This is a genomic window from Nocardia sp. FBN12, from assembly GCF_054031145.1.
Genome location: NZ_CM132926.1, coordinates 4,426,510 through 4,442,757 on the forward strand (window position 1 = coordinate 4,426,510; position 16,248 = coordinate 4,442,757).

The 16,248-nt window shown below is 68.8% G+C and carries 13 protein-coding genes, 1 tRNA gene and 1 pseudogene; 8 read left to right on the forward strand and 7 right to left on the reverse strand.

The features are described from left to right. Positions 1–332: 332 nt before the first annotated feature. Positions 333–3,692 carry a WD40 repeat domain-containing protein gene (locus tag ACWZHB_RS20985; RefSeq protein WP_427903548.1) on the reverse strand — a complete coding sequence of 1,120 codons (3,360 nt, stop codon included), beginning with the start codon at positions 3,690–3,692 and terminating at the stop codon, positions 333–335. Between the two features lie 97 nt (positions 3,693–3,789). Here ACWZHB_RS20985 and ACWZHB_RS20990 point away from each other — a divergent pair, with 97 nt between their 5' ends. The 4 genes from ACWZHB_RS20990 (at position 3,790) to ACWZHB_RS21005 (ending at position 6,654) form a co-directional block, all read left to right on the forward strand. Continuing rightward, entirely contained in the window at positions 3,790–4,284 is a 495-nt protein-coding gene (locus ACWZHB_RS20990; protein WP_427903549.1) for a hypothetical protein, read from the forward strand. A gap of 131 nt (positions 4,285–4,415) precedes the next feature. After that, positions 4,416–5,108: a hypothetical protein gene (locus ACWZHB_RS20995; RefSeq protein WP_427903550.1), complete on the forward strand. Its 693-nt coding sequence runs from the start codon at positions 4,416–4,418 to the stop codon at positions 5,106–5,108. Beyond that, on the forward strand, positions 5,105–5,776 hold the full coding sequence (locus ACWZHB_RS21000) for a hypothetical protein (protein WP_427903551.1): 672 nt from the start codon (positions 5,105–5,107) through the stop codon (positions 5,774–5,776). Before ACWZHB_RS20995 ends, ACWZHB_RS21000 begins: the two co-directional genes overlap by 4 nt. Positions 5,777–6,090: 314 nt before the next feature. Further along, positions 6,091–6,654, forward strand: a complete 564-nt coding sequence (locus ACWZHB_RS21005) for a hypothetical protein (protein ID WP_427903552.1) — start codon at positions 6,091–6,093, stop codon at positions 6,652–6,654. A 92-nt stretch (positions 6,655–6,746) separates the two neighbouring features. Here the strand turns inward: ACWZHB_RS21005 and ACWZHB_RS21010 are convergent, their stop codons facing one another. Next, positions 6,747–8,087: a lipase family protein gene (locus ACWZHB_RS21010; protein ID WP_427903553.1), complete on the reverse strand. Its 1,341-nt coding sequence runs from the start codon at positions 8,085–8,087 to the stop codon at positions 6,747–6,749. Beyond that, positions 8,084–9,232 carry an esterase/lipase family protein gene (locus ACWZHB_RS21015; RefSeq protein WP_427903554.1) on the reverse strand — a complete coding sequence of 383 codons (1,149 nt, stop codon included), beginning with the start codon at positions 9,230–9,232 and terminating at the stop codon, positions 8,084–8,086. The genes ACWZHB_RS21010 and ACWZHB_RS21015 overlap by 4 nt, the downstream gene beginning before the upstream one ends. A 192-nt stretch (positions 9,233–9,424) precedes the next feature. On the opposite strand from ACWZHB_RS21015, the gene ACWZHB_RS21020 reads away from it, so the two are divergent. Then, a complete protein-coding gene (locus tag ACWZHB_RS21020; RefSeq protein WP_427903555.1) occupies positions 9,425–10,699 on the forward strand; it encodes a PucR family transcriptional regulator in 1,275 nt (424 codons plus the stop codon). Positions 10,700–10,742: 43 nt separating this feature from the next. Here the strand turns inward: ACWZHB_RS21020 and ACWZHB_RS21025 are convergent. Next, a pseudogene (locus tag ACWZHB_RS21025) lies at positions 10,743–11,069 on the reverse strand (transglycosylase family protein); the annotation flags it as partial. A gap of 396 nt (positions 11,070–11,465) precedes the next feature. Here ACWZHB_RS21025 and ACWZHB_RS21030 point away from each other — a divergent pair. Further along, positions 11,466–11,960 (forward strand): DM13 domain-containing protein, encoded by a 495-nt coding sequence (locus ACWZHB_RS21030; RefSeq protein WP_427903556.1) that lies wholly within the window; start codon positions 11,466–11,468, stop codon positions 11,958–11,960. A 9-nt stretch (positions 11,961–11,969) separates the two neighbouring features. On the opposite strand, the gene ACWZHB_RS21035 is transcribed toward ACWZHB_RS21030, so the two are convergent. Both ACWZHB_RS21035 and ACWZHB_RS21040 read right to left on the reverse strand, forming a co-directional pair. Further along, a complete protein-coding gene (locus tag ACWZHB_RS21035; protein ID WP_427903557.1) occupies positions 11,970–12,602 on the reverse strand; it encodes a response regulator in 633 nt (210 codons plus the stop codon). Between the two features lie 84 nt (positions 12,603–12,686). Further along, a complete protein-coding gene (locus ACWZHB_RS21040) occupies positions 12,687–13,892 on the reverse strand; it encodes a sensor histidine kinase (RefSeq protein ID WP_427903558.1) in 1,206 nt (401 codons plus the stop codon). A gap of 325 nt (positions 13,893–14,217) precedes the next feature. Here ACWZHB_RS21040 and ACWZHB_RS21045 point away from each other — a divergent pair, with 325 nt between their 5' ends. Then, positions 14,218–14,778: a GlcG/HbpS family heme-binding protein gene (locus ACWZHB_RS21045; RefSeq protein ID WP_427903559.1), complete on the forward strand. Its 561-nt coding sequence runs from the start codon at positions 14,218–14,220 to the stop codon at positions 14,776–14,778. Between the two features lie 93 nt (positions 14,779–14,871). Here the strand turns inward: ACWZHB_RS21045 and ACWZHB_RS21050 are convergent, their stop codons facing one another. Next, positions 14,872–15,825: a DNA polymerase domain-containing protein gene (locus tag ACWZHB_RS21050; protein WP_427903560.1), complete on the reverse strand. Its 954-nt coding sequence runs from the start codon at positions 15,823–15,825 to the stop codon at positions 14,872–14,874. A gap of 276 nt (positions 15,826–16,101) precedes the next feature. Here ACWZHB_RS21050 and ACWZHB_RS21055 point away from each other — a divergent pair. Continuing rightward, positions 16,102–16,174: transfer RNA gene (locus ACWZHB_RS21055), tRNA-Glu, on the forward strand. Positions 16,175–16,248: the final 74 nt, after the last annotated feature.

Here is a 16,248-nt window from a genome sequence, read left to right on the forward strand (position 1 = left end):
CGCTACCGGTGTCGATGATAACGGGGATCATAGTAATTCCTCTGTTTCTCGCATAGGCCCAGCCGAAGCTGGCTTACGAATGGCATATCGAGCCTCAAACGCCACGAGTTACGGTTTTCCGGATTTAGTGACGCTGGTAACAACCCGGCCACAACACCGCCCCTACCTGGCATTTTCGCGCGATACCCAATGTTTCTTAATTAACTCTGAGAACTCGATGAGATTCATATTTCGACATCCGATAAGGCCAGGTTTCCATTGCCCCAAGAAATAGGGGCATCGCTACACACCGTCACACACAAAGGCGAAATCCGCCGGTCAGGCGGCACGAATCAGTTCGCCGGGCACGCGTTCACATAGGCGTGGCCGGGCAGGGCGTCGGCCCATTCCTCGCGGGTGATCGGCGTGGTGCCGCTGGCACAGATGCGGTCGGCCTCGACGTCGGCGTCGGTGCGCCATTGCCGCAGGGTGCCGTCGACGGCGGACTCGGTAAGGATGGCGCCGTCCGCCGCGAAGGCCAGCATCGTGGGTTGACGGTGGCGCTGGCCGCGGGCGATCGTGGCGTAGGCAGTGGGGTGCGCGGGGTCGGTGTAGTCCCAGAGCAGGATGGTGCCGCTCACGACGTCGTCGATGGCGAGCCGGGTCCCGCTGGGGTCGAAGGCGACCGAGCCGGCGGAGCCGTTGGCACCGGCGGGGACGGCGAGGGCAGCGGGTGCAGTACCCGGCTCGCCGAGCGCGTAGACGAAGGCGCCGGTCAGGGTGCCGACCGCGAGGGTGCCCCGCGAGCTCAGGGCCAGCGAGATGGTCTGTCCCGGGGTCCGCAGATCGGACAGTTCGGCGATCGGCACCGCGCCGGGCGTGGTCGGGAAGACACTGACATTGCCGGTGCGGTGGCTGCCGACCGCGAGCAGGCCGCCGTCCGGGCTGAAGGCGAGCGAGGTCGGGTAGCCGCGGCCGAATCGGATACTCGACCGCAACCTGGGTTCGCCGGTGACATCGAAGATCTCGACGGTCTGGGTCATGCTGTGACCGATGGCCAGGGTGCCGTCGGGACTGAACGTGATCGCGCGAATGTCGACGCCGGCCGCGCTGAGCGGGGCGCCGACCCGACGCGGAGTCGCCGGCTCGGTGATGTCCCACACCTGGATCGTGGATTCGGTTCTGGTCACCGCCCTTGTCCCGTCCGAGGCGATCGCGACGACGTCGATCAGGCCCGCGGGGTCGCCGTCGAGCCGGGCCCGGTCGGTGGCGAAGGGCGTTCTGGCCAGCATCCGCAAGTGTGGGAACAGTCCCTGCGGGAGGACGGGCTGGTCGAGCGGAAACCGGAACAGTGTCAGCGGGCTGGTCGGCACGACCGGGCCCGGCAGCTCGAACACGTGCACGGCGTGGTCGAAACTGGTTGTCACCAGCGATCTTCCACCGCGCAGGAAGCGCGCGCTCGCGACCATGTCGATCGGGAACGTGACCACCTGCTCGCCGGTGTCCAGATCGTGGATGCGGGCCCTGGTGTCGCCGCCGACGATCACGGCGGATCGACCGTCCTCGGTCACTGACACGTCGATGTATTCGTTGGCGCCCCTCGTCACGGCAGGCATCGGATCGAAGCTGGCGGCGCCGACGCGCCAGCGCGCGACCTCACCCGGATTGAGGCCGACGGCCAGCACGGTGCCGTCGCCGTTGAACTCGACCGATCGCGCCTCCGCACCGCCGGGACGTTCGACGCGGTGATCGAACGCGGGCGCCTGATCGCGGTCGAGCGTCGCGGTGTTCCAGCCGCGCACTGTGGTCGTCCAGATTCCGCCGAACAACGACGGCGCCGCCACGACCAGCGTCCGATCGCTCAGCGCGACCTCCGCACGCTGTCCCGAGGCAGACAGCGTCGGCAAGGCGACCGGGCGCGCGGGATCGTCACCGAGCCGCCAGACCGACACAGTCGCACTGTGGGTACCGATGGCGACGAACCCGAGGTCGGGGCTCAGCGCGACCGACGCGGGCAACCGCCCGGCGAGGGGGAGCTGAGCCACCTGGCGCGGCGCGCCGGGATCGGCGATGTTCCACACGGCCGACCCCAGATCGCCCGCGACGACCAACCATTGGCGATTCGCGCTGATCGCGATGCCGCGGATATGGCCGCTGTCGGTCGCGAATCGTGGCCATCGGTCGATGCCCGCGTCGGTTACCCGGACCAATTCCACGGTGCCGTCGCCCTCGCCGATCGCGATCAGGTCGCCCTGCGGTGTCGTCGCGAGGCGCGGTGCGTCCGGATCGAAGACCACACCGCGGCCGAGGACGACACCGGGGCTGATCCGGATCGGCGCGTTCGTCGCGGTGTTCTCCAACAGGGCCGAGCGCGCCTCCTCGGTCGGGGCGGTGCGGTAGGCGGCGAGGGCGATCTGCTGGGACAGTGCGGGATTGAGGTTGCCGCCGCCGCGCGCGACACCGGCGAACAGTCGCGAATTCGATTCCGCCCGCGCGGCCGCGTTCTCGATCCGCAGCCCGACGAGTTCGGTCACCGACACCACCGCGAGCAGCACGGCCAGCGCCGCGGCGACCGAAACCAGCCACAGCGCGAGGTTCGCCCGCGTGCGGGTTCTCGCGATCGCCTCGGTGACCGTGCGGGCGGCCGAGATCCGGTCGGCATAGTTCTGCGGTGCCTCATCGGCGGCTTCGCGATACGCCGCCGACGCCACCACCACACGCAGCGAAGAGCGTTGGGCCGCGGACAGTTTGCCCGCATACCCGCCGACCGCCGTCAGGTCGGTCCCCGACAGCCCGGCGGTCACCGCGCATGCCGGGTCGAGCCGCCGGGGTCGCAGCGTGCGCAGCACGGCATGCCGGGGGGCGAGGTCGTCGAGGGCGACGGCGATCGCCGCACCCATCGAGGCACCGTTGATATCGTTGGCCGGTGCGCTGCCGTGTATCGAGACCGACCACAACACACACGCATCGGTCGTCGCCGATCTGCTGATCTGCCAGGCTTTTTCGAGACTGTCGGTGAATTCGCGGTCCGCCTGCAGAAAGCCCATCCGCGCCGGGTCGGGATGCAGCCCGCTCGGCCCGCCACGCACCTGGTCGAGGCGAAGCACGCCCACCTCGCCGCCGCCACGGAAGTTCAGGAACAGCACGCTGATCCGGCTGCTGCGCACCACGGGAAGTCGATGCCCGGCCAATTCCAACGCGGACATGATGGCGTATCCGCGCGCCGCCCGACCGCCCTGGCCGAGCAGATGGCGCACGATATCGCCGAGCGGCGCGTCCTCGCTGGTGATCGGAATGCCGGCCGGTAGCAGCTGGGTGCCGACCGAGATTAGACCGGCGCGTTCGGCGTGATCGAGGAACGCTTCGCACGCCTCATCGGTGCCGGTCGAGCCGGTCAGTGCCTGGGCCAGCACGGCCATGGCCCGCGCGGCCGACAGATCCGCGGTGATCCGCCGGCCCTGCGCATCAGGATCTTCGGCTTCTTCTTCGAGCAGATCGTCGGCGGCGAGGTCCTTCCACCGCGCCAGGGACTGCCGGGCCAGCACACCCGTCTCCCGTCGGTGCTCGAGCAGTTGTCGCGCGGCCTCTGGCCCGGCGGCCACGGCATCGCGGCACAGGGCGAGCCACCGTTGCGGCGCACCGGTCAGCTCGATCAGTACCGCGTCGTCGGTCGACAGCACGTCAGCCGGTCGGTCGGTCGATTCGACCGTCATCTGTCCCCCGTCTCCCGCCGGGCATCACCCGACCCTCCCGAGAATGCCCCGATACGATTGCATCCCAGCACATCATCGATCGACCCAGGGGACCACGTTGTCGAGACGACACCTCGCCCGGCGCAGCTTGATCGCGACGGCCCTGCTCGCCGTGATCCCGATATCGGCGAGCTGTGCCGGCGCCGAGGACACCGCCCCGACGCCGACAACGGCAGCAGCGCACGAGGTTTCCGCGCCTCCGCTGCCGAGCGCCGAGGACATCGGGCGCCTGATGCAGCGCCTGCTCGACACGACCGTGTCCAATGCCGAGAAGCTGGAGCTCATCCAGGGCATCGGGAGCGACCCCGAACTGCCCAACCGTGTCGCCGACGCACCCCGCCAGGGCGGCGCCACCATCGCGATCACCATCACGGGTACCCGAATCGCACCCCCCGGCATGCTGGCCGACGGCACGGCCTCGATCAACAACAGCCCGCCGCAACCGGTCATCGTGAACTTCGTCGCCGAAGGCGGGAAGTGGAAGGTCGAGAAGGCCTGGTACTGCCAGATCGCGTTCTCGTTCATGGTCACCTCCCCTGCCTGTCCCACGTGACCGCGAACCGGTCGGGGCGACAAGCGCATCTGTGTAGGAGCCCATCGACCTGAGAAGGAGGCGCCGCGATGCGACTGATGTCGGCCCGGCCTGCGGCGCAGGTACGATCGACGGCGTCGATTGTGCGAGCTATGGCTTGCCCGACGCCGGTCGAGCGGGGGTATCTGGTGGGTTCCGAGCCGTTGGACCACTGGCTCGGCGCCGCGTGGAGCGAGGTTCCCGAACAGGTGCGCCCGGCGGTCGTCGACCACATCTTCGGCGTCGATCTGGTCACCATGTCGAGCTATGCGGCGGCCAAGGCGCGGTATGTGCTGGAACGGATCGACCCGGACATGCGCAGCGACTTCGAAGACGTCGCCCAGGACACGATGGTCGAGCTCACCGCGACCTTGCCCACTGAGCGAATTCGGCACTGGAAAGCGTTGGTGCTCAAGAAGCTGCAGTGGCAGGTGCTGCAGGACCGGCGCAGTCGCACCGCCGAGAAGCGCCACCCCGGCCAGCGGGTCGACTACGAGTCGGCCGTTCTGGTACTCGAGGACCACCGGTGCGGCGACGCCGAGAACCGGCTCGCCGACCGCGCCGTCCTGCACGACGCACTGGCCTCGATCACGCACGAGGAGACCGCGGCTGTGCTCCGGGCGACCTTCGTGATCGCCCCGGACGGCAGTTATACCGATGTGCAGACCACCGGCGAGGTGGCTCGGGACCTGCGGTTCAGTCAGGAGAAGGTCAAGCGATTACGCGCGGCGGGCGCCAAGTTGCTGCGCGATGCGGTGCGTGCGCAGCTCGACGCTCGCGACCGGGACAACGAGGAGACATCGTGATGGGACCGGATCATGACGCGGACCGCCTGTGTCTGCCTGTCGATATCGATGTGCTGATCGCCTTCGCCGAGGCGGGCGACGACACCGCTGTCGATGCGGAATCGGCCGCCGCCGGAGCCCGGATCGCGGAACGAGTGTTGGGCACAGCGCGCGGCGGCTCGACTTCCCTCGATGCGCGCCGGGCCGTGATGGTGGTGCGCGGCTGGACCGTGCAACCGCTCGCCGCGTCGTCCGAGGGTGAGACGACGGCGACCCACGCGGTGCAGAAACAGCTGGACCGGGAGCTGGGGATCGAGTTCACGCGATCGCCCGCCGGTGCGGAGCAGACGCGAATCTCGGTGCACTCGTTCGGCGCTCGGGCCGCGGCGGGCGACATCGTGCGAGTGGCGGTGCGCCTCGGTGCCGAGCGCACCGAACTGCTGGTCGTCCTCTATGCCGAGGACGACGGCACGCTCACCGGTCAGGTGGTCACCAGGGCGCTCACGATGTCGGAGGATCTCGAGATCGCGCTGCTGCCGAGTGCCGCGCTCGGCACCGAGCACACCGCCGCGGTCACCGACGCGGTGCGCTGCTCGCTCACGGCCGGACGCAATGCGTGGCGGCGGGTGGCCAAGGGTCTCACGCCCGGTGATCCGGTGCGGGCCGCGATCGTCGCGGGTCTGGGCTGAACTTCGGATCGAGGAACCCGGCTGCCGAAGTGCGCGTCCGGCAACCGGGTTCAGGAAAGCCCTGGGAGGGCGCGCCCCCGACCCGGGTGGAACCCCCCTGCGGCTCCACTCGGCGAGCTTTCGGCGCGGCCGTCACTCCCAGGGGCGGTAGTACTCCACCGACGCCGGTGCGCTGGTGGCGCAAACGTCGGTGAAACCCCTCGCCAACACTGATGCCATCCGGGGTGCGATCGGTTCGCGGCGAACCGCTGCCCGAACGCGGCGCATCTATGTTCTCGACGGCCGTTGTTCGGCCCAGTAGCGAGGAAGGCGGGATGACACCTTCGAGGGACGACGCGGCGCGGCAACTCGGCGTTGCCGCGGCGATGGTGTTTCGGGTCAGCGCGTATGCCAGGGCCGGATTGCGGGGGACGGCTGCGGCTTTCGAGGCGCAGGCGCGGTTGCTGCTCGCCGATGGCGAGGCCACGCATCAGGAGAGCGTGCGGGACGCGTATGCGCGCGAAGCGGAGTTCGCCGCTGCAGGCGATGTGGAGGCGGCCCGGCGGCGATGCGCCGATGAGGTCGATGTGGCCGATCGGCGGCGGCACTCGTTGATCGCCGCCATCGCTCGTCATCGCCTCGACGAGGACACCCGGAATCGGCATCGTGGGGCGGCGATCGACAAACAGGAGCGGGCCGCGGAGCGAATGCTGATCGAGGCGGACCGCGGCGATCTCTGCGCCTACCGGCCGACCGTCAGCTCGGCAGGCGGCGTGACGATAGACGAGTTGGTGGCGGCGCAGGAATTAGCCGTGCACGAGTTGCGGCGCCGGTTGGACGTCTACCTGGCGGCGGTCGAAGCCGATCCCGACGACGACAGATACGTGGCGGACCTGTGAGCCGGTCAGACGAATCCGTCGCCGTCAGCCGGACCGAACCGAACGCCGCTACCGCTGACGCACCGCGCCCCTTCCGCCGTGTCGGCCCGACCTCAACATTCGACCGCGATCGCGGCATCGCCGACCAGGTGCGAATGCTCGGAATCGCGCTGGCGCAAGCCGATTCGTTCAGGTGATTCCCGCCCACCGATCGGCAGTCCGGCGAGCATGCGGACAGCCAAACCCACGAACGCGAGATGGGTGCGCAGGGCCCGCGGCGACCGGGCGACGGAGGCGACGGTGCAGGTACCGGTCGGCGCGGGCAGCCCGGCGAATCTGTCGGCGAGCCAGTCGAGAATCGCGGGCACGATGAGGAATTCGAGTGGAAGGTGCGAGCCTCGGCGCACCCGCAGGTAGCGCACGGTCGCTCCGGCCTGCTCGTACCGCCGCACGTGGGCGTCGACGTCGGCGACGGCGATCACCTCGTCGTTGACCCCCTGGACGATGAGCAACGGGGCCGCGGGCGCGCGTGCGCCGGGTTCGATGTCGGCGAGGATGCGGCGCAGGACGGGTTCGGCGAGCAATGCCCCGATGCCGTCGCGCAGATGCCGGGTGACATCGCGACGGGCGAACCGAAGCAACAGCGCGAAGGTGCTGCGTACTTCGGCTTCGCCCAGCAGCCCGCGGTATCGCGCGTCGAGGTGAGCGTGCAGCACCGGATCGAGCTCGGGATAGGCCTGGCGCAATCCGGCGACGAACGCTGCTGGGAACCCGGCGAACCATCCGCCGTTGAGGCGAACGAAGGCGGCGGCCGGGTCGCCCACTGGTGAGCCCGCCGCCGCACCGACGACCGTCAGCTCCGGCGCGTACTCGGCCGCCAGCTCCGCCGCCCATACCGTCGCCAATCCACCACCCGAATAGCCCCACAGCGCTACCGGCGTGGCGGACCCCAACGCCATCGGGGCGAAGCCGAGCGCGGCCCGAATCCCGTCCAGCGCACGGTATCCGGGCTCACGCGCCGCACCGAACCGGCCACCGAAGCCCTCGTGGTCCGGCACCGACACCGCCCAGCCCTGCTCCAGCGCCATCGCGATGATCGGCAGCTCGAGCGGCGCGATCGAACCGATCGTCCACGCGCCACGTCGCAGTGCGTACGACGGAAAACATTGTGGGGCAACGGCATCGATGGCGCATTGGAACGACACCAGCGGGCGGGACCGCGCGCGAGCACCCCACGGCAGCAGCACGGTCGTCACCGAGACTTCCGGCGCACCGTCGAGATCACAAGTGCGATAGAGCAATTGCCACGCCGCGACCCGCTGACGCACCAGGCCGAACAGCGCGACCTCCACCGGCCGCGACCGCACCACCGTCCCCGGCGCGAGCGCGTCGATGCCGGGTGGGGTGGTGTAGAACGGGTCGTCGGGCGGCAGCAGGGGCGCGTCGAGGGTCATAGGCTGCCCCCGCCACCGAAGAACCAGGGGTTGAACGTGCAAGCCAAGGTGGGACTGCCTTCCGGATCGAGGGCACGCAGCGCGATCGAGGTGGCACGCGGCGAATACATCATGGTCAGGTGGTCGGAGACGTCCTGCTCGCAGCCGTCCTGCAGGGCGATGTTGTCGACGGTCGCGTCCGGACCGGCCCGCAGGAAGCCGAGGTCGAGGGGATTCATCACCTCGTCGTAGCGCGAACCCACCACGGTGTAGGCGACGCCGGGCACGGTGTCACCGGTGGCGTTGAGGGTGGTGTAGAACGGCGAGCCGATGGCCTGTTCGACATTGGACGCGCCGATGACCGGCCGGTAGAAGCCCATGATGTCGATGCCTGCGTTGTTGATCAGCCGGCCGAGGGTGGCGATGCCGAGCAGCGAGGTGCCGTGATGGGTGGCGCCGAAACTCACCAGCTTGCCGACCTTGCCCTGACCACCTTCGAACTTCAGGTAGTGATTGGCGACGGTGCCGCCCTGGGAATGGCCGACGATGTCGACCTGGTCCGACCCGGTCGCGGCGCGTACCCGCTCGATGAACGCGGCGACCTGGCGCGAGGAGTCGGCCATCGGACCGACCCCGAAGCGGCCCGGCAGCACGGCGCCGAGTCCACCGGCCTCCAGCAGCCCGGACTTGCCGAAGTTCAGGGTGAACACGCAGTACCCGGCCTTCGCCAGCCGCGGCGAGAGGTAGGAGAAGGTGTCGTAGGCATTGAGCCAGGTGCCGTGCAGCAGTACCACCGGGCGCGGGTGCTGCGCCGAGGGCTTGCAGTCCCAGCGGTTGGCGCCGGGCGGCGCGGCGTCGGGGTGCAACAGGCCGTAGGCGAAGGCGGGCAGGTAGGCCGACATCTCGGGGCCCTCGCCCACCGCGTCGGACGCGCGGCTGCCCGACGAACCCGAGCTGCTGCCCGAGGCGCTGCCGGTGTCGGCGATGGCGGTGGGGGTGCGGCCGTCGGCGGCGGCGACGGTGCCCGCGTTCAGGTATTCGGCCAATGAGGCGATGGTCGGCTCCAACGTGGGAGCCGCGGTGGCCGGGCCCGCGGCCGCGGTCAGCGCCACGGCGATGCCGATTCCGCACAGGGCACGGCGAAGGGGATGCATCGTTGCATTCATGGGGAGTCACTTCTCCTAGATCCGCGTCGGCGAACCAGCTCGGACGCGCTCTGCGAATCTATGACCCGGGCCACAGTGCTGTCACTGCACCGGGCAACGAGAAACTCTGGACGAGATTGGCATGAGAGCCAAGGTCTGGTCGGTTTCGATCGGACTGTCCTACTCCCGGCTGTTGTCGGACACAATCGAGTCATGCTCGCCGAACACCCCGTTTCCGCACTCCCCGCCCTGCCCGCGCTCACCGCCCGGCTGTTGACGCGGTGGCCACAGATCTCCGAGCGCATGCTCGCCGACGGCCTCGGCGCCAACGCACCTGCCGAACTACCCGACGGCCACTTCACGGCGGAAGTGCTGCCGACCATCTACGCGTGCGGTCGGGCCGTCCTCGAGGCGATCGGCGCCGACCGGGAATTCACCTACGCCGAGGTCGCGGCGTTCGTCGCCCCGGTCGCCGAGCGGCACGCCGAGGACCGGCTGCCGTTGCCGATGTTGATCGGCGCGATCCACGGGTCGGCGCAGTCGGTGTTCGCGGAGGCGCTGTCGCTGGCCCTACCCACCGAAACCGCGGAGATGGCCCGTGTCGGCAGCCGCCTGCTCGACCTGCTGCGCCACATCAATATGACGGTCGTGGAGACCTACACCGAGGTCGAACAGTCGATCTATCACGCCGAACGCGAGGCGCGCCGGGAGCTGTGCTCGGCACTGGTCCGTGGCCTGCCCGCCGAGGAGCTCGCCGCCCGCGCCGACACCATCCTCGCCGACCAGTACACGGTGCTGGCGGTCCACCTGAGCGAACCGCCCCGCGTCGGCACCGCGGCCAACCTGGTGACGAGGCGCCGGATCCGGGTGTTGCAGCGCGCGCTGGACGAACTCACCGGCACCACTACCCCGGCCACCTTCGACGGCACCCACGGCATCGCGTTGCTGAGTCACAGTTCCGAAACCGACATCGCGGACGCGGCGAAGTTCGACGAACTCGCCGACCGTCTGCGCGCCCAGTTCGGGGTGCCGGTGTATCTGGCCGAATTCTCCGGGATCAGCCGCGAGGCGATCCCTGCCGCGGCCAAGGACGCGACCGAACTGACCGAACTGGCGCGGCTACGCGGCAGGCCCGGCGGCTGCTATCGGCTCGACGATCTGCTGCTCGAATATCAACTCACCCGCCCCGGCCCGGCCCGAGAACGTCTGGCGCAGCGGGTGATTCCGCTCTTGAGCAGTCCGCACCTGATCGACGCGCTGGAGGCGCATCTCGTGCACGGCGGCGACCGCAAAACGGCGTCACGACTTATTCACGTGCACCCGAACACATTTACCTACCGGCTGCGCAGAATTGCCGAACTCACCGGCCTCGACCCGGCAGATCCGACGGATTCGCGCATGCTCGCCGCGTCGCTGACTGTTTATCGCCTGGATTCACTTGACAACGAAAAAACCCGCTATTCGACGTGTGCATCGAATAGCGGGTAATTCGTTTCCCGACAAGGAAAGTCTGATCGCAGCGCGCTCTTTACAGGTAGGCGCTGCAGGTCGGCCAGGCGCCGGGACCCTGCGCGGCCAGCACGTTCTCGGCCACGCGGATCTGCTCTTCACGGCTGGCGTTGTCGGCGGTGCCTGCGCCACCGTAGGCTTCCCAGGTGCTCTGCGAGAACTGCAGGCCGCCGTAGTAGCCGTTACCGGTGTTGATGTTCCAGTTGCCTGTGCTCTCGCACTGCGCCACGGCGTCCCAGTTGTTCGCCGAAGCGGTTGCGGTGGTCAGACCGGCCGGAACGGCGATCATCGCGCCGGCAACAGCGGCAAGACCAAGGGCACGGGTGGTGAACTTGCGATTGAAAGACATATAAACAATTCCTGTCTGCGCCCACCGACTCGGTGTTGGAAACTACCGCGTCCCTGCCCCTCAGTCGTGTCGGGGATCCTCGAATCGTGGAGCAGGCTTTCTGGCGATCAGCGATTCGATTCGGCCCGGTTGGTGTTCAAGCCGTGATCGAATGTAGCTGGAATGTTCGCTGAGATCACGTCGCGATCACGGAGGTGTTTGTAGCGGATATTGTCCAAAGGAACACTGTTCCACGCAGGTCGGCCGTAACAAATCCGTAATCACATTGCTGTTGTTATAGGCTCGTGATGTGACGGGCCTCACGCACTTTCGGTGGTCCCGGTCACGTTTCCTTTCCGGCAATTCGGGCAGCACGGGCGAGCCGCGCGGGGGGATGATGGGTCGAAAGGAGGCGCTATGAGCATTCGCCGGACCCTGTTCACCGTCATCGCGATCAGTCTGGTCGCGACCGCGACCGTCGGTCTCTACCTGTTCCAGCCGTGGCGGTTGTTCACCACGGTGACCGTCGACGAGGCACCGATCGTCGCCGTGGACGGTGCGCCGCCACCGGTGATCGCCACGGGTACCTTCCTCTCCCATGAGCACGACACCTCGGGCACCGTGCAGCTTCAACGCACGTCAGAGGGCACAATTGTGCTCCGGATCGTCGACCTGAACACCTCCGACGGGCCCGCGCTGCACGTCTGGCTCACCGATCAGCCGGTGATCGCCGATGACTGGCACAACTTCGACGACGGCAACCACGTCGACCTCGGCGCCTTGAAGGGAAACGAGGGGAACCAGAACTATGAGCTGCCCGCGGGCAGCGATCTGTCGACCGTGAAGTCGGTCAGCATCTGGTGCGAGCGCTTCCGGGTGTCCTTCGGCGCCGCCACCCTGACCCCCGTGTAGCCCGACCCGTCAGGCGAGCAAACGCCGCTCGGTGGCCACCGCGACCGCCGCCGCGCGCGTATCGACGCCCAGCTTGTCGTAGATGCGGCCGAGATGGGTTTTCACCGTGGCCTCGCTGATGTGTAGTGCGCGGGCGATCTCACGGTTGCCGAGGCCGTGCGCGAGCTGGCCGAGGATGTCACGCTCGCGCGCGGTGAGCGTGGGGCCCGGGTTGCGCATTTTGGCCATCACCTTGGCGGCGACCGGGGCGGACAAGGCGGTCTGCCCGCTCGCGGCGGAGTGGATGGCGGCGAACAGTTCCTCGGGCCGTTCGGCCTTGAGGAGATAGCCGGTGGCGCCCGCCTCGATCGCGCGGGTGATGTCGGCGTCGGTGTCATAGGTGGTCAGCACCAGGACGTGCGGGGTGGGCGCGAGCTGGGCGGTGATGCGGCGGGTCGCTTCGACACCGTCCATGTCGTTGCCGAGTTGCAGATCCATCAGCACGACGTCGGGGTGCAGGCTCGCGGCCAGTGTGACCGCGGTCGGGCCGTCGGCGGCCTCCCCGATGACCTCGATATCGGGCGCGCTCGACAGCAACGCGTGCAGTCCGGCGCGGACGACGGCGTGATCGTCACAGATCAACAGGCGCACGGTGGTGGTCACAGCTGCCGATGCTAGTGGGCCGAGGGCCGCGCGACCGAGGACAACGGGCGAGCGGCTGCCGCGGGCCGGTCGGCGGCCGGGAGCTCATCGGTCGGCAATCGGCTGGTCGGCGGCCCGATTCGGGTCGGTGGCCAGCGGGATGGCGGCCGAGAGCACGGTGCCGTCGCCGGGTGCCGATTCCACCGTGCAGGTGCCGCCGAGCTGGCGAACGCGCGCGCGAATCGCGGGCAGGCCGTGGCCGCGGTGGTCGGTGGACTCGGTCGGTGCGTCGGGGTCGAAGCCGCGACCGTCGTCGGCGATGTCGAGCACGATCTGGTCGTCGAGGTTGGTCAGCGTGATGGTCGAGGTGGTGGCGGCCGCGTGTTCACGGACGTTGGCGAGCGCACCCTGCGCGATGCGCAGCAAGGTGGCCTCTACCCGCTGGGGCAGCGGGCCCGGCGCTCCTTCTATATGGCAGCGCACCGTCAGCGTGTCGGTCGTCTCCCGTTCGGCGAGCGCGGCCAGCGCGGCGGCGAGCGATCCGCCCGCGGCGAGGTCGGCGGGGGCGAGGTCGTGCACGAAACGGCGCGCCTCGGTGAGATCACGTTCGGCGATCTCGGCGGCCGACCGCAGGTGACTGTGCGCGAGCGCCGGGTCGCTGTCCCACACCAGGTCGGCGGCTTGCAGCAGCATTCGCTGACTCGACAGGCCCTGGGCGAGGGTGTCGTGGATCTCCATGGACAGGCGTTGCCGTTCGGCCAGTGTCCCCGCCGTGCGTTCGGTGGCCGCCAGTTCCTGTCTGGTCCGCACCAGGTCGTCGATGAGCGCGGCCTGACGCTCGGCCTGACGGCGCATCCCGACGAACAGCGCCGTGGTCACCGCCGCCACCGCGGGCGGGGCGAGCACCAGATTCGGATCGAGCCACCCGGCGATGCGCACCTGACTCACCACCACCAGCGCGGTGAGCGCGACGACCAGGATCACCGCGACCCGCTCCGACAGAATCCGCAGTCCCGTGTAGACCAGCGGCACCGCGCACCAGGCGAAACTCGGCGCGAGCACCACCAGCACCGACCAGGTGAGCACCAGCATCGCGAACCACACCAGCCGACCCGACTGCCGCAGCTCGCTCAGCGCGTACAGCACGGCGAGCACCACGGAGAGGACGACGATCAACGGTGTCGACCGGGTCTCGCTGTGCCGGATCAGCCATCGCATCAGCGAAGCAGCGAGCAGCACGTAGAACGCGCTGTGGACGATGACGGCAAGCAGTCGCGTGTCGTCCCGCTGGGCGCCGAGCAACTGAGTCATGTCATCCACCTGTGTTTCCGGCGGCCGGCGCCGCGGTTCGTCTCCTCGTGACCTCGATCTTCCCTTCCCACGGGGCCTCCCTCGTCGCGCCTCGGCGGTCGGTCCGGATCGACACGGCCGAGAAAAGGGCTCGGCCTGGGCAAACTCCGATTCTCCCCTGGCGATCGCCCCCAGCGGGTCATCCGATCGGTTGACCCGGGTGTCGACCGATTCGGCCGCGGAGTACAGCCACTACGCCGATTCGGTGGGGGCGCGCGGCGAACAGGATGGATATCAACAGGCCACGGCAGACCGCCGGCCGGCCGAGATCCGCACAGGAGCAGCCATGACCGCCAAGTCCACCACCCGCAACCGCCTCATCATCGCCGGTGCCACCGCCGGTGTCGTCGCCGCCGGTGTGGTCGGCGTCGTGACCGTCCAGGCCCAGGATCAGGACCCGGCCACCCGCACGCCGGTTGTCGTCAACGCCGCCGACGCCAACCTGGCCCAGTCCACCCACCTGTCGATCGCCGCCGCCACCAAGGCCGCGCAGACCGCCCTCGACGCCGCCACCAAGGAGAACCAGCGCGTGAGCGTCGCGGTCGTCGATCGCAACGGCAACGTCATCGTCACCCTGCGCGGCGACGGCGCGGGCCCGCAGTCCTACGACGCCGCCCAGCAGAAGGCCTTCACCGCCGTCTCCTGGAACGCCCCCACCACCGAACTGGCCAAGCGCCTCGAGTCGGCCCCCCACCTGGCCGACATCGACGGCACCCTCTTCCTCGGCGGCGGTGCCCCGGTGAAGGCCGGCAACGCCCCGATCGCGGGCATCGGCGTGGCAGGCGCCCCGAGCGGCGACCTCGACGAGAAGTTCGCCCAGGCGGGCGTCGCGTCGCTGGGTAGCTGAGCTACAGCACCGAGCAAGGGCTCTCGTACCGTCGAATTCGACAGTGCGAGAGCCTTTTTCGGTTATGTCGACCAGGGCATGCCCACCCCCACCTCATTCCGTGCGGCGGGCGCGGGCGCGGCGTTTGCCTTCGTGCATCGCCTGGACTCGGGCGATCGGGATGGTGTGCCCCTCGGCGATCAGGTCGGCCGGAAGCGCTTGTGGCGCGGGCATTTCCGTTGCCCACGGGTCGGCGTCACCGAGCAGGTTCGGTGCGGAGCGCAGGGTGAAGTCGGCGGGGTTCACCGAGTCGATATCGTTCCAGTGCAACGGGAATGACACCGGGACCCCCGGCCGAATCCGCGGGCTGTAGGCCGCGATCACCGTCGCGCCGCCTGCTCGAGTCGAGTCGAGGAAGACCTTGCCCTCTCGGTCTTCGCGAATGAACGCGGTGGTTCCGATCGCGGGATCGATGCGTTCGGCGCGCGCGGCGATCGCGCGCGTCGCGGCGGCCGCGTCGTCGATGGCGACACCCGGTTCGATCGGCACGAAAACGTGTAATCCCTTGGCACCGCTGGTTTTCACCGCACCGGCGAGACCATCCGCTGCCAGCGCCGCCCTGATCAGATGCGCCCCCGCGGCGGCGTCCCGGAATGTCTGCCCCGGCGACGGATCCAGATCGAGAACCAGGTGCGTCGGCCCCGCGCTGTGATCGACCGGCAGCAACAGCGGGTGGTACTCCACCGCCCGCTGGTTCCCGAACCACATCAGCGTGCGCACATCATCACCGAGCGCGTAGGTGACCTCGCGATGCGAACTCTCCGCCCACACCGTCGCCCGCGGCACCCAGTCCGGGGTGTATTTCGGCAGATTCTTCTGCATGAACGGCTCCTGCCCCGGCCGCACCCGCACCACCGAGAGCGCGCGACCGCGCAAGACCCGCACGAGCCGCTCCCCCACGAACTCGAGATAGTCGACCAGATCGCGCTTGGTCGCCTCGGCCCCGTCGAACAGCGGCTGATCGAGATTGCTCATCTCCACCCCACCGCGCAGCTCTTTGCTGGTCATGGCCCCACCTTGCCCCGCAGGCGCGGGGGTGGTCAACCAGTCGAGGCACCCGACCGCCGTTCTGTCCACGGACGGCTGTGTTCTCCGGGCGGTATGGAAGCGAAGCCGCGGTGTACTCGCTCGCCTACCGCGACAACATCAGTCTGGCCGCCGGCGACGAGGATGCCGCGCGATTCTGGATCATCTGAGCCAGGGCCGCGACCACGCGTTTTGGTCGAACACCTGGTCGTCGGCTATCGTATGTCCGCGCGGCTCACGCAGGTGAGCTGTGGTTCTGGCCCCGTCGTCTAGCGGCCTAGGACGCCGCCCTCTCAAGGCGGTAGCGCGGGTTCGAATCCCGTCGGGGCTACAACGAGAACTCCTCGGTCTTGGTGACCGGGGAGTTTTTTGTGCCCGTTCTTGTCTCCCGAGTGCAACATATTG

What these genes read in the sequence shown, in the direction of transcription:
- ACWZHB_RS20985 (WP_427903548.1), bottom strand. Translation starts at nt 3,692, where the DNA reads ATGACGGTCGAATCGACCGACCGACCGGCTGACGTGCTGTCGACCGAC.
- ACWZHB_RS20995 (WP_427903550.1), top strand. Translation starts at nt 4,416, where the DNA reads ATGGCTTGCCCGACGCCGGTCGAGCGGGGGTATCTGGTGGGTTCCGAG.
- ACWZHB_RS21005 (WP_427903552.1), top strand. Translation starts at nt 6,091, where the DNA reads ATGACACCTTCGAGGGACGACGCGGCGCGGCAACTCGGCGTTGCCGCG.
- ACWZHB_RS21010 (WP_427903553.1), bottom strand. Translation starts at nt 8,087, where the DNA reads ATGACCCTCGACGCGCCCCTGCTGCCGCCCGACGACCCGTTCTACACC.
- ACWZHB_RS21015 (WP_427903554.1), bottom strand. Translation starts at nt 9,232, where the DNA reads ATGAATGCAACGATGCATCCCCTTCGCCGTGCCCTGTGCGGAATCGGC.
- ACWZHB_RS21020 (WP_427903555.1), top strand. Translation starts at nt 9,425, where the DNA reads ATGCTCGCCGAACACCCCGTTTCCGCACTCCCCGCCCTGCCCGCGCTC.
- ACWZHB_RS21030 (WP_427903556.1), top strand. Translation starts at nt 11,466, where the DNA reads ATGAGCATTCGCCGGACCCTGTTCACCGTCATCGCGATCAGTCTGGTC.
- ACWZHB_RS21040 (WP_427903558.1), bottom strand. Translation starts at nt 13,892, where the DNA reads ATGACTCAGTTGCTCGGCGCCCAGCGGGACGACACGCGACTGCTTGCC.
- ACWZHB_RS21045 (WP_427903559.1), top strand. Translation starts at nt 14,218, where the DNA reads ATGACCGCCAAGTCCACCACCCGCAACCGCCTCATCATCGCCGGTGCC.
- ACWZHB_RS21050 (WP_427903560.1), bottom strand. Translation starts at nt 15,825, where the DNA reads ATGACCAGCAAAGAGCTGCGCGGTGGGGTGGAGATGAGCAATCTCGAT.